This window comes from Streptomyces sp. AHA2, from assembly GCF_036857595.1.
In the GTDB taxonomy this organism is placed as follows: Bacteria; Actinomycetota; Actinomycetes; order Streptomycetales; family Streptomycetaceae; genus Streptomyces.
On the sequence record NZ_JAUQWJ010000011.1, the window covers coordinates 19,181 to 37,496 of the forward strand.

Genomic DNA, 18,316 nt, shown 5'->3' on the forward strand with positions numbered 1-18,316 from the left:
GACTTCGCTTCAGAGGGGCACGTGGGGGAGGCAGTGCTGTCGTGCGGGAGGGGTGACGGGGGCGTGCGCGGGCGCGGGCCCCGGGTCCCGCGGGAGCCGGTCGGCGAGGAAGCCGTAGGCGCGCCGGAGATCCGGGTCGGTCAGCGCGCGCCACCAGCGGTCCACGCCGTACCAGCCGGGGGACGCGAGAGCCCCGCCGTGCTCGCGGACGGACAGCCCGGCCGTGAGCACCGCGAACCGCAGCCGCTCCGCCAGCGGCCAGCCGCCGAGCGAGGCGGCGACGAAGCTCGCGCCGAACACGTCCCCGGCGCCGGTGGCGTCCAGGACGTCGGTGTCCAGGGCCGGGACGTCGGCGTACTCGCCGGTGAGCTGGTCGACGGCGACGGCCCCGGCGCCGCCCCGCGTCACCACGGCGACCGGCACCAGTTCGGCGAGCGCGCCGAGGGCGGCCACCGCGCTGTCGGTGCGGGTGTAGGCCGTCGCCTCGGCCTCGTTGGGAAGGAAGGCGTGGCACAGCGCCAGCTGGTCCAGCAGGGCCGCCGGCCACCGCTGCGTGGGGTCCCAGCCGACGTCGGCGTAGATCCGCGTGCCGCTCGCCGCGGCCCGGGCGAGCCACTCGCGCGGCTCGGCCTCCAGGTGCACCAGGGCGGTCCGCGCCGCGGGCGGGTCCTCCATCAGCACGTCCTGCGAGAACGGCGGGTCCTGGCCGTGGGTGACGAGGGCCCGGTCGTGCCCGTACGCGAGGGAGACGGTGACCGGGGTCGGCCAGCCGTCGGCCGTGCGGGAGAGCGCGAGGTCGACCCCTTCCCGCGCGGCCAGGACCTCGCGGCAGTGCGCGCCGTAGAAGTCGTCGCCGAAGACCGTGGCCAGGGAGGTCCTCAGGCCGAAGCGGGAGGCGGCCACGGCCAGGTTCGCGATGCCGCCCGGGCCGCAGCCCATGCCCCTGGTCCAGATCTCCTCACCCGGTGTCGGCGGCTTGCCCAGCCCGGTGAGGACGAGGTCGTAGAAGAGCAGCCCGGTCAGCAGCACATCGGGCCGGTCGTCGTCCACGGATGCGTCCTCTCGCTCAGGGCTTTGACGGAGTTCGTCAGAACTCTTCATCTCGGTGAGCGGAATCGTGCGCCGATGAAGCGAGATTGGTCAATACCCGAGCAGAAATGAGCATGGCCATGCGCGGAGATGACGAGTAATGTGCACGGCGTGCTGGCTGAACGACGACACCAACTCATCCTGCGGGCCCTGCGCTCCGGCGGCCCCGCGGCCGTGACCGACCTCTCCGGGCAGCTGGGCGTCAGCCCCGCGACCATCAGGCGCGACCTGGTGAAGCTGGAGGAGGACGGCCTGCTCACGCGCGTCCACGGCGGCGCGGTGGTCGAGGAGGGCGACCAGCCCTTCGCGGAGGTCGCCGAGGTGCGCGTCACCGAGAAGGACGCGATAGCCGAACGCGCCGCCGCCATGATCACCGACGGCCAGTCGGTCCTGCTGGACATCGGCACGACCGCCTACCGCCTGGCCCGGCAGCTGCACGGCCGCCGGCTCACCGTGATCACCAGCAACCTGGTCGTCTACGAGGAACTCGCCGACGACGAGGGCATCGAACTGGTCCTGCTCGGCGGCATGGTCCGCCGCGAGTACCGCTCCCTGGTCGGCTTCCTCACCGAGGACAACCTGCGCCAGTTGCACGCCGACTGGCTCTTCCTCGGCACCAGCGGCGTGCGGCCCGGCGGCCAGGTCATGGACACCACGGTGGTCGAGGTCCCGGTCAAGCGCGCCATGATCAGGGCCGCCGGGAAGGTCGTGCTGCTCGCGGACGCGGCGAAGTTCCCCGGGCACGGCATGGCGAAGGTCTGCGGCCCCGAGGAACTGGACACGGTGGTGACGAACGAGCCGGTCGACCCCGTGACGCGGACCTCCCTGGAGGAGGCGGGCGCCGAGGTCGTCGTGGCGGGAAGGGCCCGGACGTGAACGCCCCCGCGGCAGCGGTCCGGGCGCCCGTCACGTGCGGTGCGCCACGGCCCCTCCGGTCCCCGGCCGGCGGGCCCGGGCGGGTCCGCGGCCGAGCAAGTCGAACGAGGCGGGGCGCACCCGGGTCTTCCGACGCGCCGCGCGCAGCCAACCGAGGCGGAGGAACCCGGTGAAACTGACGATTCTGGGCGGCGGAGGCTTCCGCGTGCCACTGGTGTACGGGGCTCTGCTGACGGACCACGCCGAGGGCCGCGTGACCCGCGTGGTCCTGCACGACCTGGACGCCGGACGGCTGTCGGCGGTGACCCGCGTCCTCACCGAACAGGCGGCGGGCGTCCCCGACGCCCCCGGGGTGAGCGCCACCACCGACCTCGACGAGGCGCTGCGCGGCGCCGACTTCGTGTTCTCCGCGATCCGCGTCGGCGGCCTGGAAGGCCGGGCGGACGACGAGCGCGTCGCCCTGGCCGAGGGCGTCCTCGGCCAGGAGACGGTCGGCGCGGGCGGTATCGCCTACGGCCTGCGCACGGTCCCGGTCGCCGAGGACATCGCGCGGCGCGTGGCCCGGCTCGCCCCCGACGCCTGGGTCATCAACTTCACCAACCCGGCCGGACTCGTCACCGAGGCCATGTCCCGCCACCTGGGCGACCGTGTCATCGGCATCTGCGACTCCCCGGTCGGCCTCGGCCGCCGCATCGCGCGCGTGCTGGGCGTGAGGAACCCGGGCGAGGCGTTCATCGACTACGTCGGCCTCAACCACCTCGGCTGGGTGCGCGGCCTGCGCGTGGCCGGCCGGGACGAACTCCCGCGCCTGCTCGAGGATCCGGCGCTGCTCGGCTCCTTCGAGGAAGGCAAGCTCTTCGGCACCGACTGGCTGCGCTCCCTCGGCGCCATCCCCAACGAGTACCTGCACTACTACTACTTCAACCGCGAGACGGTCAGCGCCTACCGGCGGGCGGACAGGACCCGCGGCGCCTTCCTGCGCGACCAGCAGGCCCGCTTCTACGCCGAGGTCGCCGACCCGCAGACCTCCGCGCTGCGGGTCTGGGACGACACCCGCGCCGAGCGCGAGGCGACCTACATGGCCGAGAACCGCGAGAGCGCCGGCGCCGGCGAGCGCGACGAGGACGACCTGTCCGGCGGCTACGAGAAGGTCGCCCTGGCCCTCATGCGGGCCATCGCCCGCGACGAGCGCACCACCCTGATCCTCAACGTCCGCAACCGGCACACCCTGTCGGTGCTCGACACCGAGGCCGTCATCGAGGTGCCCTGCCTGGTCGACGCCAACGGCGCCCACCCCGTCGCCGTCGACCCGCTGCCCGGCCACGCCACCGGGCTGGTCTGCGCGGTCAAGGCCGTCGAGCGCGAGGTCCTGGCCGCGGCCCGCACCGGGTCCCGCGCGACGGCCGTGAAGGCCTTCGCACTGCACCCCCTCGTCGACTCCGTGAACGTGGCCCGCAGGCTGGTCGAGGGCTACACCGAGGTCCATCCCGGGCTGGCGTACCTCAGGTGAAGCCCGCTCAGTAAGCGTTTTCCCCCGCTCGCCCCGCTTCCTGGAGACATCCCATGCACGACGAGAGCCGCCGCATCGAGGAGCGCGTGCAGCGCCTTCACGACCAGCGCATCAAGACCGCCGTCTACGCGGCCACCACCCCCCTGGAGGTGGAGGCGTGGCAGGCGCCGGGGGAACCGGTCCCGTTCGAGGAGGCGGCCGCCGCCTCCTACGCGCCCTTCGCGATGGGCACCCCGTGGGGCCCGCCCTGGGGCACCACCTGGTTCCGCATGCGCGGCCGGGTCCCCGAGGAGTGGGCCGGCCGCCGCGTGGAGGCCGTCATCGACCTCGGCTTCGTCGGCGACTGGCCCGGCAACCAGGCCGAGGCCCTCGTCCACCTCACCGACGGCACCCCCCTGAAGGCCGTCAACCCCCTCAACCAGTACGTGGCGATCGCCGGCCCGGCGCAGGGCGGCGAGACCGTGGACTACCTGGTCGAGGCCGCCTCCAACCCGGACATCCTCGCCGACGACTTCGCGAGGCCCACGCCCCTCGGTGACAAGCGCACCGCCGGCGACCGGCCCCTCTACACCTTCCGCAGGGCAGACATCGCCGTCCTCGACGAGGAGGTCTGGCACCTCGACCTCGACGTGCAGGTGCTGCGCGAGCTGATGGTGGAACTCGGCGCCCACGACCCGCGCCGGCACGAGATCGCCCACGCCCTCGACCGGGCCATGGACCTGCTCGACCTCGACGACGTCTCCGGCTCGGCCGCCGCGGTGCGCGAGGCGCTCAAGCCGGTGCTGTCCAAGCCCGCCCACGCCAGCGCCCACACGGTCTCCGGCGTCGGCCACGCCCACATCGACTCCGCCTGGCTGTGGCCGATCCGCGAGACCAAGCGCAAGACGTCCCGCACCTTCTCCAACGTGACGTCCCTGGCCGAGGAGTACGAGGACTTCGTCTTCGCCTGCTCCCAGGCCCAGCAGTACGAGTGGGTCCGCGACCACTACCCGAAGGTGTGGGCCCGCATCCAGGAGGCGGTGAAGAAGGGACAGTGGGTGCCGGTCGGCGGCATGTGGGTCGAGGCCGACGGCAACCTGCCCGGCGGAGAGGCCGTCGCCCGCCAGTTCGTGCACGGCAAGCGGTTCTTCATCGACCACTTCGGCATCGAGACCAAGGGCGTGTGGCTGCCGGACTCCTTCGGCTACAACGCCGCCTACCCGCAGCTCGCCAAGCTCGCCGGCAACGAGTGGTTCCTCACCCAGAAGATCTCCTGGAACCAGACCAACAGGTTCCCCCACCACACCTTCTGGTGGGAGGGCATCGACGGCACCCGCATCTTCACCCACTTCCCGCCCGTCGACACCTACAACGCCCGCTTCAGCGGCGAGGAGATGGCCCGCGCGGTCCGCAACTACGCCGAGAAGGGCGGCGCCTCCCGCTCCCTGGCCCCCTTCGGCTGGGGTGACGGCGGTGGCGGCCCCACCCGCGAGATCATGGAACGCGCCCGGCGGCTGGCCGACCTGGAGGGCTCCGCCAAGGTCGTCGTCGAACACCCCGACGACTTCTTCGCCAAGGCCCGCGCGGAGTACCCGGACGCGCCCGTGTGGGTCGGCGAGCTCTACCTGGAGCTGCACCGCGCCACCTACACCTCGCAGGCCCGCACCAAGCAGGGCAACCGCCGCTCCGAGCACCTCCTGCGCGAGGCCGAGCTGTGGGCGACCACGGCCGCGCTGCACGCGCCGGACTACGCCTACCCGTACGAGAAGCTGGACCGGCTGTGGAAGACCGTGCTGCTGCACCAGTTCCACGACATCCTGCCCGGCTCCTCCATCGCCTGGGTGCACCGCGAGGCCGAGGCCGAATACGCACGCGTCGCCCAGGAGCTGCGGGCGCTGACCGCCCACGCGGTCACGGCGCTCGGCGAGGGCGGGCCCCGCGTGTTCAACACCAGCCCCTGCGACCGGGCCGAAGTGGTCCGCACCGCCGACGGCACACCCGTGTACGTGGAGGTCCCCGCGTCCGGCTCCGCGCCCCTCATCCCGGCCGAACCCCCGCACCCCGTGACGGTGGACGGGCTGACCCTCGACAACGGACTCGTCCGCGTCCGGGTCGCCGAGGACGGCACCCTGGCGTCGGTGTACGACCTGCGCGCCGGACGCGAGGTGCTGGCCGAGCCGGGCAACCTGCTGCGCCTGCACACCGACCTGCCCAACCACTGGGACGCCTGGGACATCGACAAGCACTACAACAACCGCTACACCGACCTCCTGGACGCCTCGTCCGTCACCGTCGCCGAGCAGCACCCGCTGAGCGGCGCGATCCGCGTCGAGCGGGACTTCGGCAAAGGCTCGAGGATCACCCAGACCATCACGCTCCGAGCGGGCAGCCCCCGCATCGACTTCGAGACCGACATCGACTGGCACGAGACGGAGAAGATCCTCAAGGCCGCCTTCCCCGTCGACATCCGCGCCCCGCACTCCTCCGCCGAGATCCAGTTCGGCCACGTCCAGCGCCCCACCCACACCAACACCACCTGGGAGGCGGCCCGCTTCGAGGTGTCCGGCCACCGCTGGGTGCACATCGGCGAACCCGGGTACGGCGTCGCACTCGTCAACGACTCCACCTACGGCCACGACGTCTCCCGCACCGTCCGCGAGGACGGGGGCACCACGACCACCGTCCGCCTCAGTCTGGTCCGCGCCCCGCGCATCCCCGACCCCGAGGCGGACCAGGGCCGCCACCGCTTCGCCTACGCGCTGCTGCCCGGTGCCCGCATCGAGGACGCCGTCGCCGAGGGCTACGCCCTCAACCTGCCGCTGCTGACGGCCGATGCGGCCGGAGCACCGGAGCCGGTCGTCTCCGTCGAGGGCGAGGGCATCACCGTGGAGGCGGTCAAACTCGCCGACGACACCTCCGGCGACGTCGTCGTCCGGCTCTACGAGTCGCGCGGCGGCCGCGCCGAAGGCGTCCTGCGCACCGGATTCCCGCTGGCGGGGGCGCGGATCACCGATCTGCTCGAACGCCCCCTCGAGGACGCGGAGACCACCGACGGCGGTGTCGCTCTCGTCCTGCGGCCCTTCCAGATCCTCACCCTCCGGCTGCGCCGGGGCTGACCACGGCCGTGCAACCGTGGCGCACCGAAGCCGAGTCGGGGATCATCGTGCACGGGGGCGTCCACGCGGTGGCCGGCGCCTCCGATCACCCGATGCGACATCCCCTACGCGGCCGGCCCCGTCCGATGCGAGGCGCTCGCGGCCAGGTCCTGACGGGGCAGGGCCCCGGGCGCCCCGGTCTCGCCGGCCGGTCCGGCCGGGGCGGGAACCGCCGGGAGCGGTCCGGACACCGCCGGCCGCTGCTGCGGCAGCGACACCGGCCGCAGCGGGCGCGGCCCCGACACCACCGTGTAGTCCTGACCCAGGAACGGCGGCACGATCTCGCCCGGGTCCTCGCCCAGCGCGAGTTGCACAGCGGCCCACGGGGCGTTGACGCCGCACAGGGACAGCTGGTGCAGCCCGCCCGCCGGCCGGGTGTTGACGTCCATCAGGACGGGCCGGTCCCCGAACATCCGGAACTGGATGTTGGACAGGTGGTGCAGCCCGAAGCCCTCGGCGATCCGCCGGGCCGGCTCGAGCCACTGCTCGTGCAGGGTGAAGCCGCGACGCCGGCCGTTCTTGGTCCGGCCCACGGCCAGCCGGACGCGGTTGTCCGGGCCGGTCAGGCAGTCCACCGACACCTCGGGCTGCTCCAGGCGGGGCATCACCAGCCAGTCGACCGGCTCCTCGGCCCGGCGCAGCGCCGCCAGCACCAGGTCGAGCGGCACGTACGGGCTCGGGAATCCGCTGAGCTGGGCCACCGAGAAGGGGCTGCGGGTGATCACGCGGAAGCCCACCCCGCCCGCACCGGACGCCGGCTTGAAGCACGCCCGGTGCCCGGCCGCCTCCAACTCCTCGACCGCAGCGACGAGTTCGTCGGCCGTCCGGGCCCGCCACCACGGTGGCACGGGCACGCCGATCGACCGGACCGCCTCGTACGCGATCACCTTGTCCTCGAAGACGGCCACCGCCTCGCGGGGCGGAGCCAGCAGCGCGGTGCCGGCCGCCGCGAACTCGGCGCGGTGGGCGACGATCGCCGACTGGTGCAGCCGGGGCACGAACACGTCGATGCCGCGCCGCGCGCACTGGTCCAGCGCGTACTCGACGTACCCGGCCGGGGACAGGTCCTCCGGCTCCAGCTCGGCGGTGTCGGCGGCGGCCAGCACGGGGGAGTCCGGGTCGCCGTGCGTGGCGTGGATCTCGACCGCCCGGTCACTGGGATTCCTCCGCAGCTGATCCATGAAGAACACGTTCTCCGCGTACGTGCGGTTGAGCCAGACGCGTACGCGAGAGACCATGCAGGCCGCCTTTCACGGTTCGCGGGCAGGGCTCGGCGGCCCGTGCCCGGGCAGGAAGAGGGAGGGTCACCAAACCGCCCTGTTCAAGGGGGAGTTCACGGCGGTGGTGTCGGGGCGATCATACGGCTTCCGCGAGCCCTCTCGTGCAACGCTCGTGTGAACGATTCCGTCACCCGCCGGGCAGCCGGCCGGCCTTGTCCCCGCCGCCCCTGATGTGATCTCTTGAGCAGGCGTCCGCGCAGGGCACTGCGTCCGCCGCACCCGCGACGGACGGACGTGCTGCGGCGCCCCGAGTGAGCGAGGAACGGTGATCGAGGAACTGCTGCCCCCGGCCGTGGTGACGGTGGAAGCGTACGGCCGGGACGTCCCGGCCGCCGAGCTCTTCCCCGAGGAGGCGGAGGTCCTGACACGCGCGGTCGCCAAACGCCGGCGGGAGTTCGCCGTCGTGCGCTCCTGCGCCCGGCGTGCCATGGAGAAGCTCGGTGTGCCGCCGCAGCCGGTCCTGCCGGGGGAGCGGGGCGCCCCGGGCTGGCCGGCCGGGCTGGTCGGCAGCATGACCCACTGCGACGACTACTGCGCCGCCGCGCTGGTCCGCGCCTCGGACCTGGCCTCCCTGGGCATCGACGCCGAGGTCGACGAGCCCCTCTTCGAGGAGGTGCTGACGACCGTGTCGCTCCCGGCCGAGGTGGACCGGCTGCGGCGGCTCGCCGACCGGCGCCCCGACGTGCACTGGGACCGGCTGCTGTTCAGCGCGAAGGAGTCCGTCTACAAGGCGTGGTTCCCCCTCACCCGTGAGTGGCTCGACTTCACGGAGGCCGACGTCGAGATCGCCGAGGACGGCCGCTTCCGCGCGGCGCTCCTCGTCCCCGGCCCCCGGGTGGGCGGCCGCCGCCTCGACCACTTCGAGGGCCGCTGGACGACGGGGCGGGGCCTGATCGCCACGGCCGTGGCGGTCCCGCACGCCTGAGCGGGACCGCGTCACGGGCCTGCGGCCCTGGAGGGAGGGCCCCCCGGGGCCCGGCGGCTCAGGGCCCCGGCTGCGGGCACCAGCTCTCCAGAAGGCGGAAGAAGGCCTCCTCGTTGCCGGTCAGACCCGCCTCCCTCAGGGCCGCTTCCGCCTCGGCGAGGACCGCGGGCGGGACGACGGGCGGGCCGCCGTCCCGGTCGAAGGCCGCCCGGACGGTGTGCAGCAGACGCAGATAGGCCTGGACGGCGGTGCGTTCACGGTCGGTCAGTACGGCGGTCGGCATCGGTCGGCTCTCCCCGTGTCGGCGTCATCGGTCCCGCGCCCGCGCGGGCGCGACGCCCCGCACAGCGGTGCGCACTCCCAGCTTGCCGCCCACCACTGACAATCCGGTCCCGCCGCCTTCCGGTTCGCCCGCTCGGCGCAGGCGGGGACCGCCCCTCACCACCGGCGAAGGCGGCCGTCAGCCCTGCGGGCCCCGGTACCCCAGGGACGCCTCGATGCGCCCGGCCAGGTGGTCACGCTGCACCGGTCCGCGCGAGGCGGAACCGGCCAGCCACGCCCGGCACTTGCTGGCGAGGAGCAGGCCGAAGCTCTCCGCCTCCCGCTCGTCGTCCAGGTCGAACCGGGTACGCGCGGCGACCTTGAGCACGGTCGCCTGCAGATCGGCGCGGTCGTCGAGCAGCCGGGCGGCGACCGCGGCCCCCTCGACGTGGTGGGAGCAGTGGCCCGCCTTCATGTGCCACAGCTCGTGCCCGAGGATCACCAACTGGTGCTCGGGGGCCGTGCGTTCCTCGATCACCACCAGGTCCTGCTCGGCCATGTCGAGCCACAGCCCGCTCGCGGTACCGGGCGGGAAGGCGGCCGTACGGAAGCGGACGGGGCGGCCGCGGCGTCTGCTCATGCCGTCGCACAGCGCGGCGTACAGCTCGTCCGGACGCGCCGGCGCGGGGAGGGTCAGCTCCGCGACCAGCTCGCCGCACAGGCGGCGCATTTCCCTACCGATGCCCACAGTTCTCCCCACGGTCACGACTCGGGCCGCTTGACGCTCTCCAGGAGCATGTCCAGCCATTCCGCGACCTTGTCGCGGTGCTGGTCGGTGGGCAGCTGCGCGGCACGCCAGGCGATGCCGCGCACGCCGTGGTCCTGCAGCAACCGCTCCAGCGGGTCGTCGACGGCCGCTGCCGCCTGCCGCTCCCGGTCCGCGAGCTTCTGCAGCAACTCCTGCTCGGTGTGCTGGAGCGCGCTCACCAGGGCCTCGGGGTCCTCGGCGGTGAGGAACCCGGCGTGCACCCGGAAGAACCGCTGCAGCGCGTCGCAGTGTTCCATGGTCGGCCGCCGGTCGCCGTTGATGAGGGCGCCGGCCTGCTGGCGGGACATGCCCGCGCCGTCGGCGATCTCCTGCTGGGTGTATCTGCGGCCGTTGGGCTTGAGCCGGGTGCGGCGCAACAGGTCCAGACGCTGCAGGAACCGCGCCTGCACGTCCGGTTCACCGGCCGGCCTGCCGCTGAGCAGGGCCTTCACCACGGACTCCGGGACACCGGAGGCCACGGACAGCCGGCCGGTGTCGAAGACCTCGGCGTGCGGCACTCCGAGCCGGTCGGCGAGCGCGGTGACACGGGAGACGACGGCCGGCAGCACAGCCGTCTGCGTGGCGCCCGGACCTTCGACGAAGCCACCCGTCACCGACAGATCTCCTACGTCTCTCACAGGCTTCTCACACATGGATGCCGTGACCTACCCCGGCGTGAACTGACCGGAGCGTAGCCGGTGCCTCGAACTCACATCCAGGTCTCGCCACAACTGTGGCCAATTTCAGCCGTCAACAGCCGCGAAATGCCACGATAGTTGACACGCCTCGGCCGGGGGCAGCAGGATCGGGGCGCCGCGTCAGGGCCGCACAGGCAAGAGGGGTGACCTCCCGATGGCATATCAGGCAGGAGGGCGGCGGCCGGCACCGCGGCCCGTCGCCGAGACTCCCGAGATCCAGGCCTACCTGGAGGACTACGCCGGGCTGCTGGAGACGGTCGCCTCCCCCTCGCTCGTCGTCGACCACCGCTGGGACGTGGTGCTGGCCAACGGCGCCTTCCGGTCACTCTTCTCCGCCGTCGGGCCGCACCCGACGGCGATGCCGGGCGACAACTTCCTGCGGTTCGTGCTCTTCCACCCCGACGCGCCCGCGGTCCTCGGCGACCACGAGTCCAGCTGGTGCCTGCCGATGCTCGCGCACTTCGCGCGGACCGTGGACGCGTACGGTCCCGACCACGGACTCCAGGCCGTCCGCCGCGACATCGCCCAGGACCCGATCATGGAGGCCGCCTACCGGCACGGCCTGCCGCACTGGATCCGCTCGGTCGGCGAGGACGCCGTCGAGCAGGACGGCGCCGTACGGCCGCTGCTGCACCCGGACCCCCGCCGCGGCGCCGTCGAGTGCCGGATCGTCGCCGAGACCTCCCGGACGCTGGAGGAACTGGGCTGCACCCGGCTCACGTTCGTCCTGCGTGACGCGCGTCGTACGTCGTCCCGCGACCGCCGCCCCCGCCGCACCGCCTCCCACCTCCGCGTCGTCCCGGCCGCCGGCTGACCCCCGAGACCGGGGACTTCGGACTCCCGCCCGACCGGGACGCCGGAGCCTCTCGCATCGCGTCCGCCGGCGTGCCGCCGGGGACCGGCACGGTGCCCTTCCCGGACCTTCCGGTGCCGGCCCCCTTCCCAGGCCCAGTGGTGTGTGACATAGTACTGGCGTGAGCAAGCCGCTGACCTGCGATGTCGTGGTGGTCGGAGCCGGAGTGGTCGGCGCCGCCTGCGCCTTGTACGCCGCCCGGGCCGGCCTGCGTCCCGTCGTCGTGGACCGCGGCCCGGTGGCCGGCGGGACGACCGGCGCGGGGGAGGGCAACCTCCTCGTCTCCGACAAGGAACCCGGACCCGAGCTCGATCTGGCCCTGCTGTCCGCCCGCCTGTGGGCCGAACTGGCCGAGGAGGGGCTGGGCAAGGCCGTCGAGTACGAGCCCAAGGGCGGTGTCGTCGTCGCCCGCGGCGACAGCGCCCTGGCCGGGCTGGGGAAGCTCGCCGCGGGACAGCGGGCGGCCGGGGTCGAGGCGGTCCCGGTGCCGTCCGGCCGGCTCCACGACCTGGAGCCCGACCTGGCCCCCGGCCTCGCCGGAGGCATGCACTACCCGCAGGACGCCCAGGTGATGCCCGCCCTCGCGGCGGCGCACCTCCTGCGCGCCTCCGGAGCCCGGCTGCTCACCGGCCGGGAGGTGACCGAGGTGCTGCGCGGGACCGGCGGTGCGGTGCGCGGTGTGCGGACCGACCGGGGCGACGTGCACGCCCCCGCGGTCGTCAACGCGGCCGGCACCTGGGGCGCCGAGGTGGCCGCCCGGGCCGGCGTCCGGCTGCCCGTCCTGCCCCGGCGCGGCTTCGTCCTGGTCACCGAGCCGTTGCCGCCCCGCATCCGGCACAAGGTGTACGCCGCGGACTACGTCGCCGACGTGGCCAGCGACTCGGCGGCACTGCAGACCTCCCCGGTGGTGGAGGGCACGCCGGCGGGACCGGTCCTCATCGGCGCCAGTCGCGAACGGGTCGGCTTCGACCGGTCGTTGTCGCTCCCGGCCGTCCGGGCGCTCGCGGCCGGGGCGACCGCGCTCTTCCCGTTCCTCGCCGGCGTCCGTGCCCTGCGCGCCTACGCCGGTTTCCGGCCGTATCTGCCCGACCACCTGCCCGCGATCGGACCCGACCCCCGCGTGCCCGGCCTCCTCCACGCCTGCGGGCACGAGGGCGCGGGCATCGGGCTCGCCACGGGCACCGGACGGCTGATCACCCGGGCGCTGACCGGTGAGCCACCCGACCTCGACCTCGGGCCGTTCCGGCCCGACCGCTTCCCGGAGGAGACCGCGTGAACCCACTGGAGCTGGCAGGTGCCCGGCCCGGCCCCGCCTTCACCGTCACCTTCGACGGGCGCCCGGTCGAGGCCCTGCCCGGGCAGACGGTCGCCGCCGTGCTGTGGACGGCCGGCGTCACCTCCTGGCACACCACCCGGGGCCGGGGCCGCCCGCGCGGGGTGTTCTGCGGGATCGGCGTCTGCTTCGACTGTCTGGTGACCGTCAACGGCCGCCCCGGCCGGCGGGCCTGCCTGGTGCCGGTACGGCCGGGCGACACGATCACCACGCAGGACGGTCCGGGCCACGGGGAGGTGCGCGGTGAGGACTGACGCCGCGACGCCCGGCACCGGGGACGGAACCGGCCACGGGTGGATGCGTCGCAGGAGCGGACTCGCCGGGAGCGGACTCGCCGGGATCGGCACCCGGGACGGGGCGGGACGCGGGGCGACGGGACGTGGGACCGGACGCGCCGTGGGCCGCCGCGGGAGACCCGCCGGGCGCACCGGCCGGGCCGGCGGACGCCGACGGCCCGCCGTACGCACCGACGTCTTCGAGTCCTCAGGCCCCACCGTCCACCGGGAGGCCCGTCGTGCGCACTGACCTCGCCGTGATCGGGGCCGGGCCGGCCGGTCTCGCCGCCGCCCTGGCCGCTTCCGCACGCGGTGTGCGCGTCGTCCTGGTCGACGCCGCGCCCGAGCCGGGCGGGCAGTTCTACCGGCAGCCCGCGGCCGGCCTCGGCGCCACCCGGCCCCAGGCCCTGCACCACCGCTGGCGGACGTGGGAGCGGCTGAGGGGCGGCCTCGCCGCCGCCGACGTGGACGTGCTGACGGAGCACCACGTGTGGTGCGTCGAACCCGTCTCCGGCGGCTTCACGGTGCACGCCCTGCTCGGTCCCGGGCAGGAGGAACCGGCCGGGGTGCACGCCCGGGCCGTCCTGCTGGCCACCGGGGGCCACGAGACGGTCCTGCCCTTCCCGGGCTGGACCCTGCCCGGGGTCGTCACCGCCGGGGGAGCGCAGGCCATGCTCAAGGGCGCGCTGGTGGTGCCGGGCAGCCGGGCCGTCGTCGCCGGGACCGGACCGCTGCTGCTGCCCGTGGCGACCGGCCTCGCCGCGGCCGGGGTCGAGGTCGCCGCCCTCGTCGAGTCCACCGGCCCCGGGCGGCTCGCCCGCCACGCCCGGGCCCTGGCCGGCAAGGTCCCCGAGGGGGCCGGCTACGCGGCCCGGCTGCTGCGCCACCGCGTGCCGGTCCTGGCCCGCCACACCGTCGTCCGCGCCCACGGCGGGGACCGGCTGACCGGCGTCACGATCGCCGCCCTCGGCCCCGGCGACCGTGTCCGGCCCGGCACCGAGCGGCGACTGGCCTGCGACACCCTGGCCGTCGGCCACGGCATGGTCCCGCACACCGACCTCGCCGGGGCCCTGGGCTGCCGCCTGGACGGACCCGGCGTGGCCGTCGACGCCGAGCAGCGCACCGACGTGCCCGGCGTGTGGGCGGCCGGGGAGACCACCGGCATCGGCGGGGCCGCCCTGGCCCTCGCCGAGGGCCACATCGCCGGCTGCTCCGCCGCGGCCCGCCTGCGCGGCACCGATCCCGACCCGTCACCGGCCGCCCTCGAGTCCCGTGCCCGGCAGCGGGATTCCGCCGCCGCCCTCGACACCGCATGGGCACCGCCCGCGCACTGGGCCGAGCAACTCACCGGCGACACGGTGATCTGCCGGTGCGAGGAGGTCACCGCCGACGACGTCCGCGGCGCCCTGGACCTCGGGGCGGGCGACGAGCGGACCGTGAAGCTGCTGACCCGGGCCGGGATGGGCTGGTGCCAGGGCCGGATGTGCCACACGGCCCTCGCCGCCCTCGCCGGCTGCCGGCCGACCCCGGCCCGAAGGCCGTTCGCCCGGCCCGTGCCGCTCGGCGTCCTCGCACGGCAACACACCGAGAAGGGACAGTCATGACCGAACACCGCCCCTGGCGGGGTGTCCTCGTCGCCACCGCGCTCCCGCTGAACCCCGACCTGTCCGTGAACCTCGACCGCTACGCCGAGCACTGCGCCTGGCTGGTGGCGAACGGCTGCGACGGCGTCGTGCCCAACGGCTCCCTCGGCGAGTACCAGGTGCTCACCCCCGAGGAGCGGGCCAGGGTCGTCGAGACGGCCGTCGCCGCGGTCGGCGGGGAACGCGTCATGCCCGGCGTCGCCGCCTACGGCTCGGCCGAGTCCCGGCGCTGGGCCGAGCAGGCCGCCGAGGCCGGCTGCCGGTCGGTGATGCTGCTGCCGCCGAACGCCTACCGTGCCGACGAGCGCTCCGTGCTCGCCCACTACGCCGAGGTCGCGAAGGCGGGCCTGCCGGTCGTGGCGTACAACAACCCCGTCGACACCAAGGTCGACCTCGTGCCGGAACTGCTCGCCCGGTTGCACGGCGAGGGGCACATCCGGGCCGTGAAGGAGTTCTCCGGCGACGTCCGCCGGGCCTACCGGATCGCCGAACTCGCCCCGGAACTGGACCTGCTGGCAGGTGCCGACGACGTCCTGCTGGAACTGGCCGTCGCGGGCGCCAAGGGCTGGGTCGCGGGCTACCCGAACGCGCTGCCGCGGGCCTCGGTCGAGCTGTACCGGGCGGCGACGGGCGGCGACCTGGACACCGCGCTGCCGCTGTACCGGCAGCTGCACCCGCTGCTGCGGTGGGACTCCAGGGTGGAGTTCGTCCAGGCCATCAAGGCGTCGATGGACCTCGTCGGCCGCCACGGCGGCCCCTGCCGTCCGCCCCGCGCGGCGCTGCTGCCCGAGCAGGAGGCCGCCGTACGGTCCGCCACCGAGAAGGCCGTCGCGGCCGGATTGGCGTAGGTGTCATGCGCAGCAGACTGGTCCTGCACGCCGTCGACTCGCACACCGAGGGCATGCCGACCCGGGTGATCACCGGCGGCATCGGCACCATCCCGGGTGCCAGCATGAACGAGCGGCGGCTGTGGTTCCGCGAACACCGCGACGACGTCAAGCGGTTGCTGATGAACGAACCGCGCGGCCACTCCGCCATGAGCGGCGCGATCCTCCAGCCGCCGGCCCGCCCCGACTGCGACTGGGGCGTGGTCTACATCGAGGTCTCCGGCTACCTGCCGATGTGCGGGCACGGCACCATCGGCGTGGCCACCGTGCTCGTCGAGACCGGCATGGTCGAGGCCGTCGAACCCGTCACCACCATCCGCCTGGACACCCCGGCGGGCCCCGTGGTGGCCGAGGTGGCCGTCGAGGACGGCGCCGCCAGGGCGGTCACCCTGCGCAACGTCCCCTCCTTCGCCGTCGGCCTCGACCGCAAGGCGGTCCTGCCCGGCGGCCGAACGGTGACCTACGACCTGGCCTTCGGCGGCAACTTCTACGCCATCCTGCCGCTGGAGCAGTTCGGGCTGCCCTTCGACCGGTCCCGCAAGGACGAGATCCTCGCCGCGGGCCTGTCGCTGATGGCCGCCGTCAACGCCGAGGACCCGCCCGTCCACCCCGAGGACCCCTCGATCCGCGGTCTGCACCACGTGTACCTGGCGGCCCCCGGCTCGACCGCCCGCCACTCCCGGCACGCCATGGCCATCCACCCCGGCTGGTTCGACCGCTCGCCCTGCGGCACCGGCACCAGCGCCCGGATGGCGCAGCTGCACGCGCGCGGCGAACTCCCCCTGCACACCGAGTTCGTCAACGAGTCCTTCGTCGGCACCCGCTTCACCGGCAGACTGCTCGGCACGACCGAGGTCGCCGGCCGCCCGGCCGTCCTGCCCAGCTTCACCGGCCGCGCCTGGATCACCGGCACCGCCCAGTACCTGCTCGACCCCGACGACCCGTTCCCCGCGGGATTCGTCCTGTGACCGCGCACGACCCGCACCCGAGAGGAACCACGACCGATGGCCCCGCAGCACACCCCCGCCCTGCCCGTGCTGGGCAGCAGGAAGCCCAGCCACCGGGAGCGGGTCGCGGACGCGCTGCGGGCCGCCCTGATCGCCGGTGAACTGCGCCCCGGTGAGGTCTACTCGGCGCCCGGCCTCGCCGCCCGGTTCGGCGTCTCGGCCACCCCGGTGCGCGAGGCCATGCTCGACCTCGCCAAGGAGGGACTGGTCGACACCGTGCCCAACAAGGGCTTCCGGGTCACCGCCGTCTCCGAGCGGCAGCTCGACGAGTACACGCACGTCCGCCGGCTGATCGAGATCCCCACGACGGCGGGGCTCGCGGCCACGGCCGAGCCGGAGGCCCTGCGGGCGCTGCGCCCGGTGGCCGAGGAGATCGTCACCTCCGCGGCCGACGGTGACCTCATCGCCTACGTCGAGGCCGACCTGCGCTTCCACCTCGGCCTGCTGGCCCTCGCCGGCAACGGCCATCTCGTGGACGTCGTACGGGACCTCAGACGCCGCTCGCGGCTGTACGGGCTGACGGCCCTGGTGGAGCAGGGGCGGCTGCGGGCGTCCGCCGAGGAGCACCTGGAGATCCTGGACGCGCTGCTCGCGCGGGACGAGCAGGCCGTCCGTGCGGTGATGACCCGGCACCTCGGGCATGTCAGGGGCATGTGGGCCGCGCCCTGACCCCGGTCTTGCGCGGTTGCGCAAACGGCTTGCGTTCCTTGCGCTAGTCTTGCGTTCATGACGCGACGACTTGCCGAGGTGGCGAAGAAGGTCGGGGTCAGCGAGGCCACGGTCAGCCGGGTGCTCAACGGCAAGCCCGGAGTGTCCGAACCGACGCGGCAGGCGGTGCTGTCCGCCCTGGACGTCCTGGGCTACGAGCGCCCCACGCAGCTGCGCGGCGAGCGCGCCCGGCTGGTCGGCCTGGTCCTGCCCGAGCTGCAGAACCCGATCTTCCCGGCGTTCGCCGAGGTCATCGGCGGCGCCCTGGCCCAGCTCGGGCTGACCCCGGTGCTGTGCACCCAGACGCGCGGGGGCGTCTCGGAGGCGGACTACGTGACGCTGCTGCTCCAGCAGCAGGTCTCCGGCGTCGTCTTCGCCGGCGGGCTGTACGCCCAGGCCGCCGCCCCGCACGACCACTACCGGCAGCTCGCCGAGCGTCACATCCCGGTCGTGCTGGTCAACGCCGCCATCGAGCACCTGGGCTTCCCCGGCGTGTCCTGCGACGACGCGGTCGCGGTGGAGCAGGCGTGGCGGCACCTTTCCTCCCTCGGGCACGAGCGGATCGGACTGGTGCTGGGGCCCGCCGACCACGTGCCCTCGGCGCGCAAGCTGGCCGCCGTGCGGGCCGTGGGGCACGTGCCCGACGAGTTCGTGGCGCGCGCCATGTTCTCCATCGAGGGCGGGCACGCGGCGGCGGGCCGGCTCATCGACCGGGGCGTCACCGGCTTCATCTGTGCCAGCGACCCGCTCGCCCTGGGTGTCGTGCGGGCCGCCCGCCGCAAGGGACTCGACGTGCCCTCGCGCATCTCCGTGGTGGGCTACGACGACTCCGCACTGATGAACTGCACCGAACCCCCGCTCACCACGGTCCGCCAGCCCATCGAGGCCATGGGCAGGGCCGTGGTGGAACTGCTCAACGCCCAGATCGGCGGCGCTCAGGTGGCGGCCGAGGAGCTCTTGTTCGAGCCCGAGCTGGTGGTGCGCGGATCGACGGCCCAGGCACCGCGCATGTGAGATCCACACTTCTGT

The 18,316-nt window shown here is 74.2% G+C and carries 17 protein-coding genes; 12 read left to right on the plus strand and 5 right to left on the minus strand.

The features are described 5' to 3' along the window. Positions 1 to 9: 9 nt before the first annotated feature. Positions 10 to 1,050: a carbohydrate kinase family protein gene (locus tag Q5694_RS22275; protein WP_333934983.1), complete on the minus strand. Its 1,041-nt coding sequence runs from the start codon at positions 1,048 to 1,050 to the stop codon at positions 10 to 12. 150 nt (positions 1,051 to 1,200) lie between these two features. Between Q5694_RS22275 and Q5694_RS22280 the strand changes: the two genes are divergently transcribed. The 3 genes from Q5694_RS22280 to Q5694_RS22290 all read left to right on the plus strand — a co-directional run bounded on the left by Q5694_RS22280 (position 1,201) and on the right by Q5694_RS22290 (position 6,570). After that, on the plus strand, positions 1,201 to 1,965 hold the full coding sequence (locus Q5694_RS22280) for a DeoR/GlpR family DNA-binding transcription regulator (RefSeq protein ID WP_333934984.1): 765 nt from the start codon (positions 1,201 to 1,203) through the stop codon (positions 1,963 to 1,965). Positions 1,966 to 2,134: 169 nt separating this feature from the next. Further along, entirely contained in the window at positions 2,135 to 3,475 is a 1,341-nt protein-coding gene (locus Q5694_RS22285; protein WP_333934985.1) for a 6-phospho-beta-glucosidase, read from the plus strand. A gap of 53 nt (positions 3,476 to 3,528) precedes the next feature. Then, positions 3,529 to 6,570 (plus strand): alpha-mannosidase, encoded by a 3,042-nt coding sequence (locus Q5694_RS22290; protein WP_333934986.1) that lies wholly within the window; start codon positions 3,529 to 3,531, stop codon positions 6,568 to 6,570. 104 nt (positions 6,571 to 6,674) lie between these two features. On the opposite strand, the gene Q5694_RS22295 is transcribed toward Q5694_RS22290, so the two are convergent. Beyond that, positions 6,675 to 7,847: an ATP-grasp domain-containing protein gene (locus Q5694_RS22295; protein WP_333934987.1), complete on the minus strand. Its 1,173-nt coding sequence runs from the start codon at positions 7,845 to 7,847 to the stop codon at positions 6,675 to 6,677. Between the two features lie 307 nt (positions 7,848 to 8,154). Between Q5694_RS22295 and Q5694_RS22300 the strand changes: the two genes are divergently transcribed. Further along, positions 8,155 to 8,814: a 4'-phosphopantetheinyl transferase family protein gene (locus Q5694_RS22300; RefSeq protein ID WP_333934988.1), complete on the plus strand. Its 660-nt coding sequence runs from the start codon at positions 8,155 to 8,157 to the stop codon at positions 8,812 to 8,814. 58 nt (positions 8,815 to 8,872) lie between these two features. Here the strand turns inward: Q5694_RS22300 and Q5694_RS22305 are convergent, their stop codons facing one another. The 3 genes from Q5694_RS22305 to Q5694_RS22315 all read right to left on the minus strand — a co-directional run bounded on the left by Q5694_RS22305 (position 8,873) and on the right by Q5694_RS22315 (position 10,497). After that, complete coding sequence (locus tag Q5694_RS22305; RefSeq protein WP_333934990.1) at positions 8,873 to 9,097, minus strand: hypothetical protein; 225 nt, start codon at positions 9,095 to 9,097, stop codon at positions 8,873 to 8,875. A 177-nt stretch (positions 9,098 to 9,274) separates the two neighbouring features. Then, positions 9,275 to 9,805 carry a toxin-antitoxin system, toxin component gene (locus Q5694_RS22310; RefSeq protein ID WP_333935154.1) on the minus strand — a complete coding sequence of 177 codons (531 nt, stop codon included), beginning with the start codon at positions 9,803 to 9,805 and terminating at the stop codon, positions 9,275 to 9,277. Between the two features lie 32 nt (positions 9,806 to 9,837). After that, positions 9,838 to 10,497, minus strand: a complete 660-nt coding sequence (locus Q5694_RS22315; RefSeq protein ID WP_333934991.1) for a helix-turn-helix domain-containing protein — start codon at positions 10,495 to 10,497, stop codon at positions 9,838 to 9,840. Between the two features lie 238 nt (positions 10,498 to 10,735). Here Q5694_RS22315 and Q5694_RS22320 point away from each other — a divergent pair, with 238 nt between their 5' ends. From Q5694_RS22320 to Q5694_RS22355, 8 genes are all read left to right on the plus strand, one after another. Beyond that, positions 10,736 to 11,395: an MmyB family transcriptional regulator gene (locus Q5694_RS22320; protein ID WP_333934992.1), complete on the plus strand. Its 660-nt coding sequence runs from the start codon at positions 10,736 to 10,738 to the stop codon at positions 11,393 to 11,395. A 160-nt stretch (positions 11,396 to 11,555) separates the two neighbouring features. After that, positions 11,556 to 12,710: an NAD(P)/FAD-dependent oxidoreductase gene (locus Q5694_RS22325; protein WP_333934993.1), complete on the plus strand. Its 1,155-nt coding sequence runs from the start codon at positions 11,556 to 11,558 to the stop codon at positions 12,708 to 12,710. Then, positions 12,707 to 13,021 carry a (2Fe-2S)-binding protein gene (locus Q5694_RS22330; RefSeq protein WP_333934994.1) on the plus strand — a complete coding sequence of 105 codons (315 nt, stop codon included), beginning with the start codon at positions 12,707 to 12,709 and terminating at the stop codon, positions 13,019 to 13,021. The genes Q5694_RS22325 and Q5694_RS22330 overlap by 4 nt, the downstream gene beginning before the upstream one ends. 260 nt (positions 13,022 to 13,281) lie before the next feature. Further along, positions 13,282 to 14,646, plus strand: coding sequence for an FAD/NAD(P)-dependent oxidoreductase (locus Q5694_RS22335; protein ID WP_333934995.1), 1,365 nt, complete (start codon positions 13,282 to 13,284; stop codon positions 14,644 to 14,646). After that, complete coding sequence (locus Q5694_RS22340) at positions 14,643 to 15,533, plus strand: dihydrodipicolinate synthase family protein (RefSeq protein ID WP_333934996.1); 891 nt, start codon at positions 14,643 to 14,645, stop codon at positions 15,531 to 15,533. Before Q5694_RS22335 ends, Q5694_RS22340 begins: the two co-directional genes overlap by 4 nt. 5 nt (positions 15,534 to 15,538) lie before the next feature. Next, entirely contained in the window at positions 15,539 to 16,540 is a 1,002-nt protein-coding gene (locus tag Q5694_RS22345) for a proline racemase family protein (protein ID WP_333934997.1), read from the plus strand. A gap of 36 nt (positions 16,541 to 16,576) precedes the next feature. After that, positions 16,577 to 17,248 (plus strand): GntR family transcriptional regulator, encoded by a 672-nt coding sequence (locus tag Q5694_RS22350; protein ID WP_333934998.1) that lies wholly within the window; start codon positions 16,577 to 16,579, stop codon positions 17,246 to 17,248. A 57-nt stretch (positions 17,249 to 17,305) separates the two neighbouring features. Further along, positions 17,306 to 18,301: a LacI family DNA-binding transcriptional regulator gene (locus tag Q5694_RS22355; RefSeq protein WP_333935000.1), complete on the plus strand. Its 996-nt coding sequence runs from the start codon at positions 17,306 to 17,308 to the stop codon at positions 18,299 to 18,301. Positions 18,302 to 18,316: the final 15 nt, after the last annotated feature.

Coding starts and splice junctions, on each gene's coding strand:
- Q5694_RS22340 (WP_333934996.1), top strand. CDS start 14,643: ATGACCGAACACCGCCCCTGGCGGGGTGTCCTCGTCGCCACCGCGCTC.
- Q5694_RS22355 (WP_333935000.1), top strand. CDS start 17,306: ATGACGCGACGACTTGCCGAGGTGGCGAAGAAGGTCGGGGTCAGCGAG.
- Q5694_RS22290 (WP_333934986.1), top strand. CDS start 3,529: ATGCACGACGAGAGCCGCCGCATCGAGGAGCGCGTGCAGCGCCTTCAC.
- Q5694_RS22310 (WP_333935154.1), bottom strand. CDS start 9,805: ATGCGCCGCCTGTGCGGCGAGCTGGTCGCGGAGCTGACCCTCCCCGCG.
- Q5694_RS22295 (WP_333934987.1), bottom strand. CDS start 7,847: ATGGTCTCTCGCGTACGCGTCTGGCTCAACCGCACGTACGCGGAGAAC.
- Q5694_RS22345 (WP_333934997.1), top strand. CDS start 15,539: ATGCGCAGCAGACTGGTCCTGCACGCCGTCGACTCGCACACCGAGGGC.
- Q5694_RS22320 (WP_333934992.1), top strand. CDS start 10,736: ATGGCATATCAGGCAGGAGGGCGGCGGCCGGCACCGCGGCCCGTCGCC.
- Q5694_RS22305 (WP_333934990.1), bottom strand. CDS start 9,097: ATGCCGACCGCCGTACTGACCGACCGTGAACGCACCGCCGTCCAGGCC.
- Q5694_RS22350 (WP_333934998.1), top strand. CDS start 16,577: ATGGCCCCGCAGCACACCCCCGCCCTGCCCGTGCTGGGCAGCAGGAAG.